Source organism: Bradyrhizobium sp. USDA 4532, from assembly GCF_024171315.1.
Classification (GTDB): Bacteria; Pseudomonadota; Alphaproteobacteria; order Rhizobiales; family Xanthobacteraceae; genus Bradyrhizobium; species Bradyrhizobium australafricanum.
In genome coordinates, this window is the sequence record NZ_JALJZN010000001.1 from 4,234,609 (window position 1) to 4,249,892 (window position 15,284).

At 57.0% G+C, this 15,284-nt stretch carries 12 protein-coding genes; 2 read left to right on the forward strand and 10 right to left on the reverse strand.

All coding sequences use genetic code 11. From position 1 onward, the window contains the following. Positions 1 to 649 precede the first annotated feature (649 nt). From J2R76_RS19440 to J2R76_RS19480, 9 genes are all read right to left on the reverse strand, one after another. A complete protein-coding gene (locus J2R76_RS19440) occupies positions 650 to 832 on the reverse strand; it encodes a hypothetical protein (protein ID WP_253624616.1) in 183 nt (60 codons plus the stop codon). Positions 833 to 855: 23 nt separating this feature from the next. Further along, a complete protein-coding gene (locus J2R76_RS19445; protein ID WP_253624617.1) occupies positions 856 to 2,214 on the reverse strand; it encodes a hypothetical protein in 1,359 nt (452 codons plus the stop codon). Then, on the reverse strand, positions 2,211 to 3,467 hold the full coding sequence (locus J2R76_RS19450; protein WP_253624618.1) for a hypothetical protein: 1,257 nt from the start codon (positions 3,465 to 3,467) through the stop codon (positions 2,211 to 2,213). Before J2R76_RS19450 ends, J2R76_RS19445 begins: the two co-directional genes overlap by 4 nt. Further along, positions 3,464 to 4,600 carry a hypothetical protein gene (locus J2R76_RS19455; protein WP_253624619.1) on the reverse strand — a complete coding sequence of 379 codons (1,137 nt, stop codon included), beginning with the start codon at positions 4,598 to 4,600 and terminating at the stop codon, positions 3,464 to 3,466. The genes J2R76_RS19450 and J2R76_RS19455 overlap by 4 nt, the downstream gene beginning before the upstream one ends. Before the next feature lie 279 nt (positions 4,601 to 4,879). After that, positions 4,880 to 5,224 (reverse strand): S1/P1 nuclease, encoded by a 345-nt coding sequence (locus J2R76_RS19460; RefSeq protein WP_253624620.1) that lies wholly within the window; start codon positions 5,222 to 5,224, stop codon positions 4,880 to 4,882. 5 nt (positions 5,225 to 5,229) lie between these two features. Beyond that, positions 5,230 to 5,706, reverse strand: a complete 477-nt coding sequence (locus tag J2R76_RS19465) for a S1/P1 nuclease (RefSeq protein WP_253624621.1) — start codon at positions 5,704 to 5,706, stop codon at positions 5,230 to 5,232. Positions 5,707 to 5,732: 26 nt separating this feature from the next. Then, positions 5,733 to 6,566 (reverse strand): S1/P1 nuclease, encoded by an 834-nt coding sequence (locus J2R76_RS19470; RefSeq protein WP_253624622.1) that lies wholly within the window; start codon positions 6,564 to 6,566, stop codon positions 5,733 to 5,735. A gap of 119 nt (positions 6,567 to 6,685) precedes the next feature. After that, positions 6,686 to 8,614, reverse strand: coding sequence for a GMC oxidoreductase (locus J2R76_RS19475; RefSeq protein ID WP_253624623.1), 1,929 nt, complete (start codon positions 8,612 to 8,614; stop codon positions 6,686 to 6,688). 43 nt (positions 8,615 to 8,657) lie between these two features. Continuing rightward, on the reverse strand, positions 8,658 to 9,440 hold the full coding sequence (locus J2R76_RS19480) for a hypothetical protein (RefSeq protein ID WP_253624624.1): 783 nt from the start codon (positions 9,438 to 9,440) through the stop codon (positions 8,658 to 8,660). A gap of 581 nt (positions 9,441 to 10,021) precedes the next feature. On the opposite strand from J2R76_RS19480, the gene J2R76_RS19485 reads away from it, so the two are divergent. Together J2R76_RS19485 and J2R76_RS19490 are read left to right on the forward strand one after the other, a co-directional pair. Then, positions 10,022 to 10,981 carry a DUF1837 domain-containing protein gene (locus J2R76_RS19485; RefSeq protein WP_253624625.1) on the forward strand — a complete coding sequence of 320 codons (960 nt, stop codon included), beginning with the start codon at positions 10,022 to 10,024 and terminating at the stop codon, positions 10,979 to 10,981. Then, entirely contained in the window at positions 10,978 to 13,575 is a 2,598-nt protein-coding gene (locus J2R76_RS19490) for a DEAD/DEAH box helicase (RefSeq protein WP_253624626.1), read from the forward strand. The genes J2R76_RS19485 and J2R76_RS19490 overlap by 4 nt, the downstream gene beginning before the upstream one ends. Positions 13,576 to 14,080: 505 nt before the next feature. Here J2R76_RS19490 and J2R76_RS19495 read toward each other — a convergent pair. Next, positions 14,081 to 15,073, reverse strand: a complete 993-nt coding sequence (locus tag J2R76_RS19495; protein WP_253624627.1) for a sensor histidine kinase — start codon at positions 15,071 to 15,073, stop codon at positions 14,081 to 14,083. Between the last annotated feature and the right edge of the window lie 211 nt (positions 15,074 to 15,284).

Genomic DNA, 15,284 nt, shown 5'->3' on the forward strand with positions numbered 1-15,284 from the left:
GGCGAATCGCCGGTGACCACCGCAAAGCCGTCCGCCCGCTACGGCGCTATCTGAGGGCGCGCGTGCGGACGGCTTTGCTCTACCGAGCTACACCATCACTGGGGACACGACCTGAAGCCGAAGCGGTAGCGCAAACGCAATAATCCGCCACCACCTGAGCGGACGTCGACCAGGGTCAAGCTGCCTTTTGCGAAACCGCCTGCGAGCTGCGAGCGCACCGCCTCCCGTTGCGATGCGGCTCGCCGTTGCCTTGGCGCTGAACTCAGCTAGGGAGATTGTTGGGTGCCGTTTTCGTCGCTTAGCCATCACGCGTCCCACGGCTATCGGCGCGAAGGCGATGGCGTGACACCCGAACAAAACGCCAACCTTAGGCGCTCCACGCATCCTCCGGACTTCGATGCTCACCTGGGATAGACCGCAAGCTGAACTCGACGACGGAGGAAGCAGTCCAGCGGGTTCGACCTCATTGGGGTGTAAGGAACCATTAGCGCAGCCCAAAGCTGCTTGCGCTTGGCTTGACGAAGAACGGTGAGCACGAAATAGCCGGCGGGCGCACTATCAAGATACTCATAGGATTGGTCATTGGGCCATCGCCCCGACAATGCGGCCACGGACCATCTTGCTGACGTGGCACTCGCCCAGTATTCGCTCATCCCGGAAAACAAAGGGATGCCGTCGTGGGCCTTGCGAGAACGACGACGAAGTCGGTCTTCTGTTCCGTCGAGGAAGCAGGGCCGCCCAAAGCGGCTGGCGCGTTCTCCGCGAGTGAAGTCGCTGCGGAAACGACCCACTTCTCTTCCAGACGCCTCGCCAGTTCGGCCGCCTCGAACAAAGTGAGCTCGAAAGCCCGTCAAATCATCTAGTTTGTCCTGCTAGACGGCCGCTATCCAGAATGGTGCTGTAACGTTGATCGAGGCCACCACGAGTGCGCGCGCCGCGTGTCATGAGCCATGAGAAGAATGCACCCACTTGTACTTGGTTGGCGAGCTCGGTCCGCCAGCGCGCGAGTTCCGCGGCTGCAAGGTTGCGATGGGTCTTTTCCGGACCATCAGCCGCCAACGCCACCAGCAGGTCACCTTGGAGCCGGTTAGCCTCGAAAAAATAGACGGCGCCGGCACGACGAGCCTGCTGCAGATACCCAATTGCGCCATCCACATCGGGGGGGTTTTGCGCGAGACGTTGATGCGCCGCGAGAATGGATGCATCTGCGAGCCAACGGTGGTGCCGTGCCAGTTCCTCGAGCCAGTAGTCGTTGTCCCGAAGCCAACCCAGTCGCAGCATCAACACGCCTACCGCCACTGAGACCCACGGATCATCACCAACGTCGGCGCTCGCATAGCGGGCCAGATGGGCTGGACCATGCCCGATTTCGTTCCAGATGCCGGTCGCGATTTCCATCGAATTGGAGGTTAGCGCTTGGAGTAATGCGTGCGTCTCCGGGCGGGACGGTACGATGCTCAGCGTATCGCTACTGAGATAGGGAGCCTCTGCGGTGCGGAGCCTTACTCTGACCCCCCCAGCGAACAGAGGAACGAGTACACGCTGAACACGGTTGGCTTCGATTGCAATCGAAAGTCTCAGGCGCGCTCCCGAATTGGCCGGCGGAAGTGTGTCGTCGCGATCGAATTCGACTTCGACATCTCCTGAATCAGTCCGGCGCGTGTTTACGGTACGCGCTGTGAAGGGTCGCCAACCGCCGGAGCGGAGCGGCTGGCTGTCATAGGATAAGCCGAGACTATAGGCCACCCCGGGACCGGGATTGAAACTCATGGTGGGGCCCGCTGACACGTTGCCGACGTCGAGCCGCCTCTCGAACGCAACGGCATCCGTCGGGAGTATGTTTGGCAGTGTCTCGGGATGGTGGTCGGCCCAAAGTTCGATCGCCGCGATCTCCCCCGGCACCGCTGTATTGGATCCACCTGATCGATTGCGCGCGCCCGCACGCTCGGGACGTTGAACCCGCAGCGAGTCGAGTGGGGGAACTTTCAGTGTCGATGTGTCAGATGCAACTGAAAAGCTCCACAGTACTTGGCCCGCGCCGAGCGACTCCAGACTCGCCGTGTAGGTTCCTGGCTTCGGCGCGTCGAACTCGAACGCACCGGTCGGCGGAAGGACCAACCGAGGGTGTACGAGCAGCTGTCCGTCTGGAGCGAACACGCCGATTCGCACAACTCCGGCCTCGCTCGGCGGCTCTATAGTGATCTTCGGCATCATGTAACCCGATGGAGAAGAACCGGATCGACCCGCATTTCGGACAAGTCAACCCGCGTCAGCGACTGCGAGACATAGGGAACGTTAGGCTTATTGAAGGTCGCTTGGACGAAGCACAAGTCCATACGGGCCTGCGCCTTTCCGATCCACTGCTCGGCTTGATCGGCACGAGCGACGATCACGTTATCGGCTGCATCCCGCAGACAAACCTGGTCGGCATGGTTGATTGCGACGGCCGGATCAAGCATCACGACGAACGGCACCTCGGGCGGCGTCTGATACTTGACGATCGGACCGGAACTAACAAGCGACCTGATTGGTGTCGGGTTGAAGGCGTCCGAGGACCAGCCGCGCAACCGATAGAGTGTGTTCATTGCTCGCGGAAGGCCGTCCAGCAGCACGCCCCACTGTCCAGCCCCCGTGTAATTTCTTGCCCCGGCTCCGTTTAGCGCCTCCACAAGAACTTGTGTGAAGCGTCCTCCGCCGCCCTGGCCATCGTCATAGGTCAACTGCCCCATCGGTCCGGGCACCAGGAGCAGCACCTTGTTCCTTGGCGTAGCGGCGCCTTGAGGGAAGAATCGTAGCATATCGCCCATGCCGACGGATGGATCGATCTGACCAAGCACTATGTCGGTGATGAGCTCCTGACATGCGTCAACAAAGAGATAGCCTTCCCGAAGGTCTGCTTGGCGAGACATGACACTCGCGAGATATTGGACATCAACATGTGACTGCCAAGCAGTGTTTGTAGCGGCAACATTCCCAGCGACATCCGACAGTAGCACAACCGATCGCGTGGGCACTGCCGCCCCGTGCCCGCAGATGTAAAACACGGCAACTTGGTCCGGTATAGCCAGAAGCCGCCCGGACCAATCGGTTCCGTCTTGCTGGATCGAGGCTCCATCGGTTGATGATACGGCAGTCGAGCTTCCGCGGGGATCAACGGCCGATGTGTTAGCCAACCTTCCTTTCCATTCGTACTGAGAAGCAGACGGCGGCGCCGTCGGCGGGGCCGAGAGCGCGAGGTGAACGCTCCCGAGCGGCGCGGGCAGACCATCCGCGTGGCTGAGCAGCCAGTCGCAAAACAACTTGGCACCGACGGGCGCACTATCCAGATCTGGCACATTGGAAAGAGGCAGAGGTGTATTCGGCCCGAAGAGCGAAGCGCCCGGCTTTGCGTAGGGATAGGAGCCGACCCCGATGATGAATGCATGGGTCGCCGGGCCGTTGATTTGTCTCTCGTACACGAGGCTCATGCGCCGATACCGATTTCCTTAAGGCGCTCGCGCAGCCGCGCGTAAAAGCGCGGTCGCTTGAAATAACTTGTGTGTGCGTCGATGAGCCCTGCCACCGAGCTAAACTCAAAGTCGGTCACGTCCTGAAACATCGGTGCGCAGCGGAACGATAGCAGATCCACGGGGTCATAAACGTTCCACCAAGAGCCGACCGTAGCGACAAGCGAGACCTTCTGGGGAGCTTTCGTAAGATTCCCCAGCAAGCTCATTTCCTGAAAAAGGCCGGGCTGCGATCCGACCGTCGCCAACAAATCTATCCTGATGTTCTGATCGAGGCCAGACAATGGGTCCCCAAGCATGTCGCGCAGGATGACGCCTCCGAGGCTATGTCCGATGAGGACGACCTTGCCGCCCTGCTTCTTCGCCTCAGTCGCTGCTGCATTTACATCGTTTGCGATGATTTCGCGGATTTTCACGCGCTTCGACGGCGTTCCGCGATCGTATAGGTACACAAAGATATCACCGAGAAAACGTGCCACAAGCGGACTGGCCCCATCACGTATTATCGGCGCGATACCGGATGACACCAAGTTGCGTGCTCGGTCGGCAAGCGACTTTGCCGCACTGGCGATGTCGTCGCTGAGTCCGAACGACACGGCCGCGGTTGGGGCGACCCGTTTGCGTAGTTCCGAGACGATCAGTTGGTCTGATGATGCTCCGCTAGCCCAGGAAGGAGCGGCGACCGCATTGTTCACCGCATAGTCGCCCGCGGTCCGAAATTTCGCGATTTGGTCGCCGGTCAGAGGCTTGCCAGCCGCTTCGGCCTCATCAATCAAGGCAACGAAAATCGCATCGACCATGGCGCCGAAGTCGGTTGACGCGAGTCCACTCAAGGGCTGAGCCTGCAGAACCGTTGCAGGGGTCGCGACACTGCCAAGCAAGCCAAAACTTGCAGCCTTGGGGCCGTTGCTCGGCAGGCAGGCAAGATCGTAGCCGAATTGCGCGCCCAAGTCGCCCCAGTAGACGTTGCGGATGTTGACGGGCGCCCCCGCCCACGCCGCTTCCTTGAAGAGTCTGTCGCGGTTATCAACCTCTAGATCATAGCCCTCCCCTTTGCGAGTGTTGACGCCATGTACGAACACAAGTTGATCCATCGCATCCTCCGGATTTGTCGCGGTGACGGCGGGTAACCATTTTGATCCTAGTGAATAAAAAGATGAACTTCGGCGGCCACAGACATCTCTTGCAAGTAATATCGAGCACGCCAAAAAAGAAAATCTCTTCAAGACCCCCCTATCTCACACGTCGCCATCGACGCGTATTGCTGGACGATGGCTACTTCAGCAACAGGTTGAGCAAATTCGCCAAACGCGCCGCCATTAATGCAGCCTGATTCCTGGAGATGTTCCTTGCGTTCGTCTCATAATCGCGGGTCAACTGCACGGCTGTATTGTCGGCGCGGATGGGGCCGCGCAGGCATTTTGCTTTGCCAATTCGAAACTCTCTTGTGCCCAGACATCGGGATCCAAGATGAGTGCCTTTTCGCCGTCCGGTGCGACGCTTGCCAGGCCCTCTTTTTCGTCGGCATCGAACATCGCGGCGAATACCGAAGAGTATCCGCCGAAGATCCGATCCCAGTAGGCGTGCAGCGCGATCGTTTCGCCTGTGGCTGGAATGACCATTTCGGCATTGCCTCCCCGGTCTCCGTCCGGGATTTTCGCCGCATACCGCGCAATTGGGTGCAAGGGCTGGTGAAGATCGCCGACAAGATGGACCATCCAGGTTAGATCATAGGAACGCAAATTATCTGATGCTCCTGACACGCCGGGAGTTTGGCGTTCATCAATTTCAGTCGCGTGACAGCATCTGGGGCGGCCGGCGCAGGCAGGGTCGTGCCATCAGGCGAGTAGAGAATATCTTTGAAGTGCCAATAGCCATGTTTCAGGTGCCCATAGGGCACGATCTGACCGGCGGTCGAGCCCGTGACTTCGTCGGCGTAGTAATCGGCCTTGGTCTCGTCCGCCCAGGTCGCCGCGTGAACGAAAGCATAAAGCTTTTCCTTCCGCTCGGGTGCATTGCTAGTCCAGGTCTGATGGTCCGGATTAAGCCTAAGGAGGACGTCGGCCCTATCTTTCACCGCCGGATCGAGTCGCTGGTACACCAAATAGGCAATCTGCATATGCCCTTCGTCCCACCAGGCGAACGCCGGACTGGATACCGACTCAAGCAGTATGACGAAGAGAAACGCGAGGACACGCATCGGCCTAAATCCCAGTTGGCATCCCGTTAGTTCTTAAGAGCAGCATTGAGCAGATTGGCAAGGCGTGCTCCTGCAAGAGCGACGCGATCGCGGGCCACTTGGCTTGCGGTCGCCTGGTACGCTTCATCCAGCGTGAATGGACCCGAGCCATCACCGATTGCGGCAGTATAAACTACCTTCTGCGCGAGCGCGGCTCCTTCCTTAAACCAGGTCTCTGGATCGTTGATGGAGGCTGCAGATGAGTCGGGCGACGACAAGGTTGAGGCGATTACAATTGCATCATCCGGACGCCCAGTATCGCCCATGAGACCATCCCAGTAAGCGCGCAGCTTCAATCCACACACCGTCGTGCGGCACAAGGCTTCGGCATTGCCGCCGTTGCCGCCCTTAGGAAGTTGATGAGAAAAGCGTGATGTCGCATGAAGCGGTTGGTGGGCATCGCCCACAAGATGCAACAGCCAGACGAGATCATAGGATTTGACGTCGTCGCTTGCATTTGAAGACAAAATCGATGTGAAGGTTCTGATCTGCGTCAGCCCATTGGGCTCTTCAGGCCGGATCAGCGGTGTGCCGTCGTCGGAGAACAGAAAATCAATGTAGTGCCAATAGTTGTGCATCGCATGGTCGACATAGCCTATGTTGTCGAAGGCATGGCTTCCATCCTGCGCGAGCGTTCCAAAGTGGTAGTCGTGACGCTTCTTGATGTCATCAGCCCAGGTGCTGGCGCGGGTAAACGCGATGAGGTCGACATTTTGGAGCGATGCGTTCCGGACCCAGTTCTCATAATCGGGATTGAGCTTGACAATCCTTGCCCGTATGGGAGCATCAAGGCGCTGAAAGGCAAAAGCGGCCACTGTCATGTGCCCCATGTCAAACTAGGCACGTGCTGAAGCCGGCAGAAGCGAAACGAGCGCCATAATCGCCACAAATACCGCTCGCATAGTCGCACTCCTAGCAATCTTCTCTGGATTTGCCTGGCTCAGACTTGACCGGGTTTCTCGCCCTTCTTCAGAGCATCAACAATGTGCGAGCCGACACGCAAAGCGTTGGCCACAACGGTCACCATCGGATTGAGGCCAAGGCCAGTTGGCATGAAGCTCGAATCGACCACAAAGACGTTTTCCGCGTCATGCAAACGGCAGAACCTGTTCACGACTGAGGCCGCCGGGTCATCCCCCATGCGGCACGTCCCCATCTGATGGTCACCGACCAATTTGAGGATGGCAGGGCTCGTGCCGACAGGCGTGTTCACGATGCCATTTTGTCGATACTGCTCAAAGACCTTCGGCATCAGGTCCGTTCCAAGGCGATCAACGTTTTGCTCGTTGCGTCCCTTGGCTCGCGAGATGCAAGCGACGGGATAGCCGTACTCATCGACATAAGTTGAGTCGAGCGTGATGCGATTTGCCTTCATCGGAAGATCGTCGGCGGTCAGGCGGATCTCCAGTTGGCGATTGGTGACTTGCATTTGATTGAGAATGTCGATGCCGAGCTTTGGTGGATTTCCTGTCGCGGAGCCAACAGCCGCCTCGAGCGGATTCTTCTTGGCGGCACTGGTGAGATGACCGCCCTTGACCCACGTATCGCCAGTGCCATCCTTCATGAAATAGGTGGCAAAGGTCGTCGTGTTTCCGGTTGGTCCCAATTCACTATGCAGGAAGCCTTGGAATTTCTCATCCAAGGTTGCCGTGGCGCCCAACCCAAACATATGGAACATGGCGTAAGCGCCGAGCTGATCGGTCTTGTTGCCGAGCCCCGCCGCAGGTCCCGACATCAGTAGCAAGCGCGTGGTCTGCACGGCTCCGCACGACACTATGACATGATGGGCATCGACCGTCTGCATGGTCGCATTGTCGGGATCGCTCAGATCAAGATAGGCTACGCCTGTGGCGCGCGAGGTCTTCTCATCGAATATGATTTCCACGGCCTTCGCGTTCGGCCGGATTGTCGCATTCTTGACGTTGGCGAGTTCATACAGCGTCGAGTCCTGGGTACCCCATTTGGGGCCGGTTCGTCCCCAGCAAAGATACTCGCCGCAATAGCCGCACATATTGCAAGCTTGGCGGATGCGGTCAGACCAAAGTTCATCTGCCTTATTTTGCCAGAACGCACCCGGAAGCGCGCCCTTTTGCCGCCGAAGAGCGGCGCCAAGCGCACTGCGTGTATCGGCCCCGCTTGAGCCGGGCTGTACAATCGCAACCGGTGTTGAGAAGGCCTTCCAGCTTTTGTCAATCGATTCAATTCCTTCGAACACAAATTGACCGACCGGTGTTCGTGGATAAGCGCCAAGTGGGAACGGCTCGTCCGGAAACCATTGCTTCTCGTCACCCCAATAGGCCTCGTTCTTGAAGCGCTGGTACCAATCGCTCTGCCGGACGCTCTCATTGATGGCCTGTCGGTCGCCGCTGACGCCAAGAAGGGCTTCGGCTACAGAAAAATATGGCATCATCTCAGTGTAGGCGATTGGCCAATCCACGACGCAATAACCGGCCCTTTCAAGACCGTTCGCCCCCTTCAATTGGCCGGTCGCCTCAAAATGGGTCTTGAGCTTGAAGTCAATGGGCAGCGGCCGAAAAGCCCAGCTGCCCCACAAGACAGACCCCCCGCCGACGACGGAGCCGGTCCAACCGCCATCGAACGGAGTTGGCATGGAGCCTGGAACGCCGCGCTCAAGGAAAGTGTTGTAGTCGCCGCGCCGCCGCCGCTTAGGGTCAGGCTTCCCGAGCCGGAAGAAGAATTCGTCATGGACGGCGGGATCAAAATCCTTAGCCGGATCGCGATGTTCCTTCGCCAAGTCAGGTCCCTGCTCGAGCAACAGAACGTCGTATCCCGCTTTGGCGAGAAGCCAGGCGATCGTACCTCCTCCTCCTCCACTGCCTACAACAATGAAATCGCGTGGCTTGGCCATGGCCCGCCCTCCGAAGCTCTATGAACGACTTGGCAATATGGCCTTAGATAAGGCTCTTAAAATGTTGGACCGCCGTTGCAGCCTCGGCGACCGTATAGGCATTACTAGGCTGTCTATTTTCGCCGGCCTCGATCAAGATGGCACGCGGCCAAAGAAGCCCCTTGCTGCTCGCAGCGGGATTTTTCTGTCCAAGGATTGCGACCAGAATATCGATCGTGAATTGACGCACAAAAAGTGACGAACGAATGTTTCTCGTAGAGGGCCACGCCTGAATGCCATCGGAACGCAAGCGGCTGGCGAAGTTCGGCCATCCGTTCGCATCGGGATTCGATGCCTTGTGAGCATCCTCGAGCGGACCCCAGCACGCGTCGTAAAATCCTTCCCGGGAGATGGCATCTTTCGGATTGCCTTGAGCGTCCTGCGTATAGAATCCAAAATTGCTGCTGGTTGACTCGAAAGCACCAAAGCGAGGCGCAGCGTTCAGGTTCGCGCGCCGCGCTCGCCATGCCGCTGCTTGTTCTCCCGTCCACGACTTAAAGAACGCCGTCGGATTGGCTCTGACCTGCCGCCATCGTGCGGCAAGCGGTTCAAGCGGCTCGTCCTGTTTGGCTCGGTATTCGAGGTAAGCGACGATGTCGAAATCATTTATGCTTAGGCTGGGTGCAGCGCCCGCTGGACGCCATGGGACATTGGCGAGCGCGGGGATAAATTCGGTACATTTGGGCGGCGCCTTGCCTGCTTGGTTAATCCAGTCAGCAATTGGAACGATGACGTCCGCGAGACGCGCCAGGATCGGCCGAATATTTGCCGGGATCTGATAAGCCAAGGCCGCCTCCCCCTCAGAAGACCGCGATCTACCTATAAATGCATGTCACTTTGTTGCACGCAACAGGAATTTTGTACGTTGCGCTACCGCATGATCAATTAAGGTCTAACCTACGCTTTTCGAATTGAATGCACTTGAGAGTTATCCTGTTTCACTCGATAGCGCCTTCGACGATCGCGTTACTTAGAGCTTGCGGGACACAATCATAGCTCCAGCCATTCCCGCCTAGAAATATCGTCCGGATCGAACGAAGACATTTGCGTCCGGCAGAGTGTATCCCAATAGACGCATAACGGTACGTTTTGAATTGAGTCCGCTAGGTTTGGCGTCATTGACGAATCGTCTTCTCCGGAAAACATTCATCGACGGATAAGCGCTTACAGACGGGTTCGCAGAACGATGGTCGTCAACTGCTGTGCCGGTATCACGACACGGCAATCTCCAGTCGTCCCAGATAGCGGCGAAATGTTCGTCGTCTATTCATTGCAGGCGATAATCAACCCACAGGAGTTCGACGGACCAGGTTTGCCAAATAGTTGGGTTCTTTTTAGTATTCGTTTTTCGGTTTGGCGATCTGCTTTATGGATACTTCTGTCGCGTCAGGGATGACGCTTGCCGAGCGCTTGGCGGCCTTAACCCGGCGGGGTCTCGATCTTTCAGCGGTTTTTACAACTGTCACAACGCACGCCGCGGTAGACGGTACAAAAGCCGTTGCCCATTGCCATCATGTCGCGCTCGACGGCAGCTCCTTGCCCCGCCTCTCTGACTTCACGGATGAAGTGGCGAACTGGCTGCTCGATTACGTCACGCCCCGTCGGTTGCTGATGGCTGCAAGCTCATCAACAGATTTGGAAGCCCGTTTGAAAAATGAAAGGCTGCGGCGCCGCGCGATCGACACCTTCAAAAAGCACGGGATGTCCGGCGAGCAGGGAGAGATGCTGCTGTTTGTTCTCGCCGAGAGCTTTTTGAAATTGCCGCAGTTGCTTTGCAAAATGGACCTCAAGACCGATGGCGAGATGCATTTCCACGGGTTGGACGGTGTGCATTGCGGGCCAGGAGATGGACCCGACGAGCTCGCCATTTATTGGTGCGAATCAAAGGTCCATAAAGATCTCGATGGAGCGTTATCGGAGGCCTTCGACGGCCTGAAGCCTTTTCTCCTTGGGCCGGGAACAGGTGGGTCGGACAAACGACGTGAACTCGCACTTCTCGATCATTACATGGATCTCGCCGACGCCGAATTGCAGAAACAAATTCTGGACTCGATCAATCCACACTCGGTCGCTTTCAACAAGGTTTCGTGGCGGGGAATCTGTCTCGTGGGATTCGATTACGATTACCCACAAAAGCCTAATCAGATCAAACACGCCGAATTCACGGCCAAAGTGAAGGCGGCATTCCCCGATTGGTGCAAAATGGCCAAATCGCGCGCGGTAAACCGCGGGGTCGAAAGTTTCGAGATCCACATTTTCTATGTGCCGTTCGGATTTTGTGACGACTTTCGTAACGCAATGAAAACGTCGTTGGGGTTGACGTCGTGACGGTACAAGCGCTTGCCGAATTGATATGGAATGACGGTGGTCTGCAGGCAGCCGTCAGAGAGATAACGTTGAGCGCTGTGGCCGGGGATTTTCCAGCTCTTGCCGAGCAGCCTTCCGTCGCCAAACGCGACTGGTTTCATCTCGTTCGATGCGCGAATATTTTTCTCAACAGCGATTCAGAGCTGTATCACGACGCTGGGTTGCGCATCCTTCACTCGTGCCTGTCATCAGGCAACGAACAAAATGAGCGGGCTTTCGCGGCCGCAATTCTCGCGAAGGCTTCAAATAATCCAACCGTTCAAGTCGCCATCAAGCGTAACTTGTTGCCAGCCGACGTCCTGGAACGTCTCCCGTCGAGCCTGTCTCTCGATATCGCATCCCACCAGATCGCCTCGACCGTCAATATAGGCTCGCCCAGGGAATTTATTGGCAACGATTTTCAGCAGGCGCTGTGGAGAGCACTACAGACGCACGACTGGGTAAGTGCGTCAGCTCCCACTTCTGCCGGCAAGTCCTACGTGCTGAAAAAGTGGATCGAAAATGTCGTTCTGACGAGAAAGGGAACAACTACATTCTTTCTGGTTCCGACGCGTGCCTTGATATCGCAGGTCGAAAGCGACCTTCGGAATCTTGTGGGCCAAAAGCATGATATCAATATCACGTCGCTTCCGCTTTCCTTCAACAACGCAAAACCGCACAACATCTACATTTACACGCAGGAACGTTTCCATCTGTACATGCTCCGTCGCGCTTCTCGCAAGCCGGCCGATTTGATCGTGATCGATGAGGCGCAGCAGATCGGGGCAAATCAACGCGGGGTGCTCTTGCAGCAAGTTCTTGAGCTCGCACAAAGCGAATTTCCAGGCTCGAAGTTCTTATTTGCGAGCCCTTCGACGGACAATCCGCAAAGTTTGCTGCAATTTGCTCCTGAGGGCAAACGCGTAACCGCGGTCACCGGCACCAAACCGACGGTGAACCAGAATTTGATTTGGGTGGAGCAGATAAGGGGAAAGCCTAAGGTTTGGGACTTAAGCCTGCTCGCTGACGAAGAGCCGGCAAAGATAGGCCAGCTAACGCTATCCGACAGACCTTCTGCGACCCAGAAACTGCCCTTCATTGCGTATGAATTGGGCAGGTCCGGCGGCAATGTAATTTATGTCAACCGGGCTTCCGACGCCGAAACCGTTGCGGAGATCCTTTGCCAGTTCATCAAGCATGAAATACCGGATCCAGAGCTGTCAGCGCTGAGCGAGCTCTGCGAAAAGGCGGTGCATCCAAAATTCAAACTTCGCCGGTTTGTCAGAAAGGGCGTCGCTTTTCACTACGGCAACATTCCTCAGCTGATCAGAACTGAAGTAGAGCGGCTCTTCTCAGCGGGTAAAATCAACTTCCTCGTTTGCACGTCCACACTGATCGAGGGCGTCAATCTGTCCTGCCGCAGCGTATTCATGAGAAATCCAAAGCGGGGCCAAAAAGAGCTCATGAAGCCAGAGGACTTCTGGAATCTGGCTGGTCGCGCTGGCCGCTGGGGTAAGGAGTTTCAGGGGAACATTTTCTGTATCGACCCCTTGCATGAAGCGGAATGGTTCGATGGAAGCGCGCCACGATCCAAGCGTAAGCAGACGATACAGATCGCTACACAGCGTCTGGCTTCCGAATTTTCAGAGTTCATACAGTATACGCAAGCCCGTGCGGGAGCGACAAGAAACCGCTTTTACGAGTACCTTCTGTCCTATCTCATCTTCCGCCGTATCGCTTATGGTTCAATCATCGGCTCGCCAAGCATAGACTCTTTGACGGAGCGCGAAATCTCTACCTTGTCGACCGCCGTGGACGAACTTCTGGCGAACCTCGAGGTGTCGGCACAGATCGTTCTGCGAAATCCAGGCATCAATCCGTGGGGCATGAATGATTTGCAAAGACATTTTCTGGCGAAGCCGGATATTGAATTGGAAGGCCTTCTCCCGGCCGATCCCCTGAGCGAGGCCACTATTCAAGATGAGAAAGGGGATAGCCGGGAAGATGCAATAAGCAACTTCATTGAGATTTTTTCGCGCCTCACGGATCATTTGGGAGCAGGCCTGGGAAGCGGCAGTTCCGCTTATCGCAATGCTCGTCTCGTCATCGAGTGGATGCGGGGCTTGCCTCTCAGCCGTATTATCGACAATCAAATTCGCTATTGGTCGAGGAAGCGGCCTTCCAAACCCGCGACTTCCGTCATTAGGGAAACGATGGAGAGAGTGGAGCGGATTGCCCGTTTCGAGACGCCAAAATATCTTCATGCATATCTCGATATCTTGCGAACGGTGCTGATTGCCCGCGGCAGGGAAGATATTCTGCCTCCGACGGAAGACTTTTGGCTGTATCTGGAGTTTGGCGTGTCCAAGCGGACTCAGCTTTCGCTGATGGCGCTCGGCCTTTCAAGATCGAGCGTGACGTCTCTTTCGAATTTCATAGTCGAGGATAACTTCTCCGAGGCTCAGTGCCTCAATTGGTTGTTGACGAATGATTGGCGGGAGTTTGGTCTTGCCAGACTGGTCGAAGTGGAGATCGAAGCAGTCATTAAACGACACAGTGTCGGATCGACCTCATAGACGAGGTGTTGGTTGCGAATCATGATCTGAACCACCTGGCGGGATAATTGGTCGCAGCTAGCGTGATTTGTATTCTCAACACAGCTTCAGTCCACAGCTTCAGAGCCTCGCTCGGTTAGCGACGGGCCGCCGAGTTGAGCTGGAATGAATGAGAAGGCGCCGTCGCGTTCGAGGCGGTCGCTGCTGCTGAGCTGCCCATGCGCGCGGAACCGCTCTGGCTCTGTCGCCGTCGCCTTTCCGCGGACCGGAGACTCCGCCCAAAGGCGAATTCGGCGCACACCAAGCTTATCGGGAAATTCGCGGAGCTGCCGGACGACCTCAGCGTATCCGAAGGACAATCGTCCTCTCCAGGCTCGGACGTTCGCGGCGCTCGAACTCACAGAGTGTCAGCCTCCGTGTAGGAAGAAGCTGATGTGCGTAACGATGTCGTCGCAGTCGCGCGCTTTTCGTTGGCGGATGATTGAAGACTCTACGAATCTAGTCGAACTACTCGTCTTCCGGGAGGTCATCGGCATCGAAAAGCGTCAGCGCTGTCTGAGCGCCTGATTTCGCGCAACGAGCTTTGCGACTGTCGACATCTGGGTTTCCGCTGTGCACGGCATGTGATTTCGCCTTCGAGCTGCTCGGTGAGCAGAAGCACGATTCGGGAGCCCAGCCCGCCCGACTGCGCTCCCTCTCGGAGGCCGACGCCATCGTCTGAGGTCGACAACTCGATGCCGTCCCCTTTAGATAACGAGACCACGATATGGCCCGGACTGTCGGCGGGAAAGGCGTATTTCAGTGAGTTCGTGACGAGCTCGTTCGTAATCATGCCTATCGCGAGCGCGTGATTGTTCGGCAGGTCGATATCGTCGCAAACCACCTGGAAGGCGACCGGCCCGGACGGAGCCAAGGAATGGAAGACCTTTTCGACAACGTCATTCAGGAAGTCGCGCATGTTCACCGAGCGCGAGTCCTCCTTCAGCAAGAGATGATCGTAGACCTCGGCCATCACTTGCACTCTGCGCGCTGTGGCCTCTAGCGCAGCTGCGACCTCCGGCCCGCCGTGCCTTGCCTCAAGCCGGATCATGCCGCCGAGAATAGCAAGATTGTTTTTCGTCCGGTGCGCCACCTCCTGCAGCAGCACAGTCTTCGTCTTGTCCGCCAGCATGACCCGCCGGAGTTCGGCTCGCTGGAATTCGGCTATGGTGGCTGTCCCGGCGGCCGTGATAACAAAGAGCGCATTCGGTGCAAGGAAATCAATGGCGAAGTGGCCCGCGTAGGTGACGTAGGCGCCCACGGCGATCGCGATGATCGCCGCGAATATTCCGGACCCGCGATCAAAAATTAGGCCCGACAAAAACACGCCGGGGAGTAGCAGGAAGTATCCCGGCGCCCCGGTCTCCAACTGAAGCGCGATCTGCAGGACCGCGCACACCACCATAATGCACGCCGAGATACAGTACCGAACCAGGCTCGGAAGCCGGTGCTCCAGAACTAGCGGGTAGAGCCTGTTCATGGAATTCAAGCCGCGCGATTAAAATTCAGTAGCCATTAATTTGCCCACCCGCCCACAACATGGCAAGGGCAATCGGAGCCTCACCCATGCGAGGACTTCGTCCTACCACTTTGTAACTCAACAACGCTCGTCGGAGCGCAGGAGCATGCGCCGGCCGCGCGCTCGATTGCGGATCCGGAGCCTGGTCCCATATGGCTGAGTGAGCTCCTCC

Coding starts and splice junctions, on each gene's coding strand:
- J2R76_RS19445 (WP_253624617.1), bottom strand. CDS start 2,214: ATGATGCCGAAGATCACTATAGAGCCGCCGAGCGAGGCCGGAGTTGTG.
- J2R76_RS19450 (WP_253624618.1), bottom strand. CDS start 3,467: ATGAGCCTCGTGTACGAGAGACAAATCAACGGCCCGGCGACCCATGCA.
- J2R76_RS19455 (WP_253624619.1), bottom strand. CDS start 4,600: ATGGATCAACTTGTGTTCGTACATGGCGTCAACACTCGCAAAGGGGAG.
- J2R76_RS19460 (WP_253624620.1), bottom strand. CDS start 5,224: ATGGTCCATCTTGTCGGCGATCTTCACCAGCCCTTGCACCCAATTGCG.
- J2R76_RS19465 (WP_253624621.1), bottom strand. CDS start 5,706: ATGCGTGTCCTCGCGTTTCTCTTCGTCATACTGCTTGAGTCGGTATCC.
- J2R76_RS19470 (WP_253624622.1), bottom strand. CDS start 6,566: ATGACAGTGGCCGCTTTTGCCTTTCAGCGCCTTGATGCTCCCATACGG.
- J2R76_RS19475 (WP_253624623.1), bottom strand. CDS start 8,614: ATGGCCAAGCCACGCGATTTCATTGTTGTAGGCAGTGGAGGAGGAGGA.
- J2R76_RS19485 (WP_253624625.1), top strand. CDS start 10,022: ATGGATACTTCTGTCGCGTCAGGGATGACGCTTGCCGAGCGCTTGGCG.
- J2R76_RS19495 (WP_253624627.1), bottom strand. CDS start 15,073: ATGAACAGGCTCTACCCGCTAGTTCTGGAGCACCGGCTTCCGAGCCTG.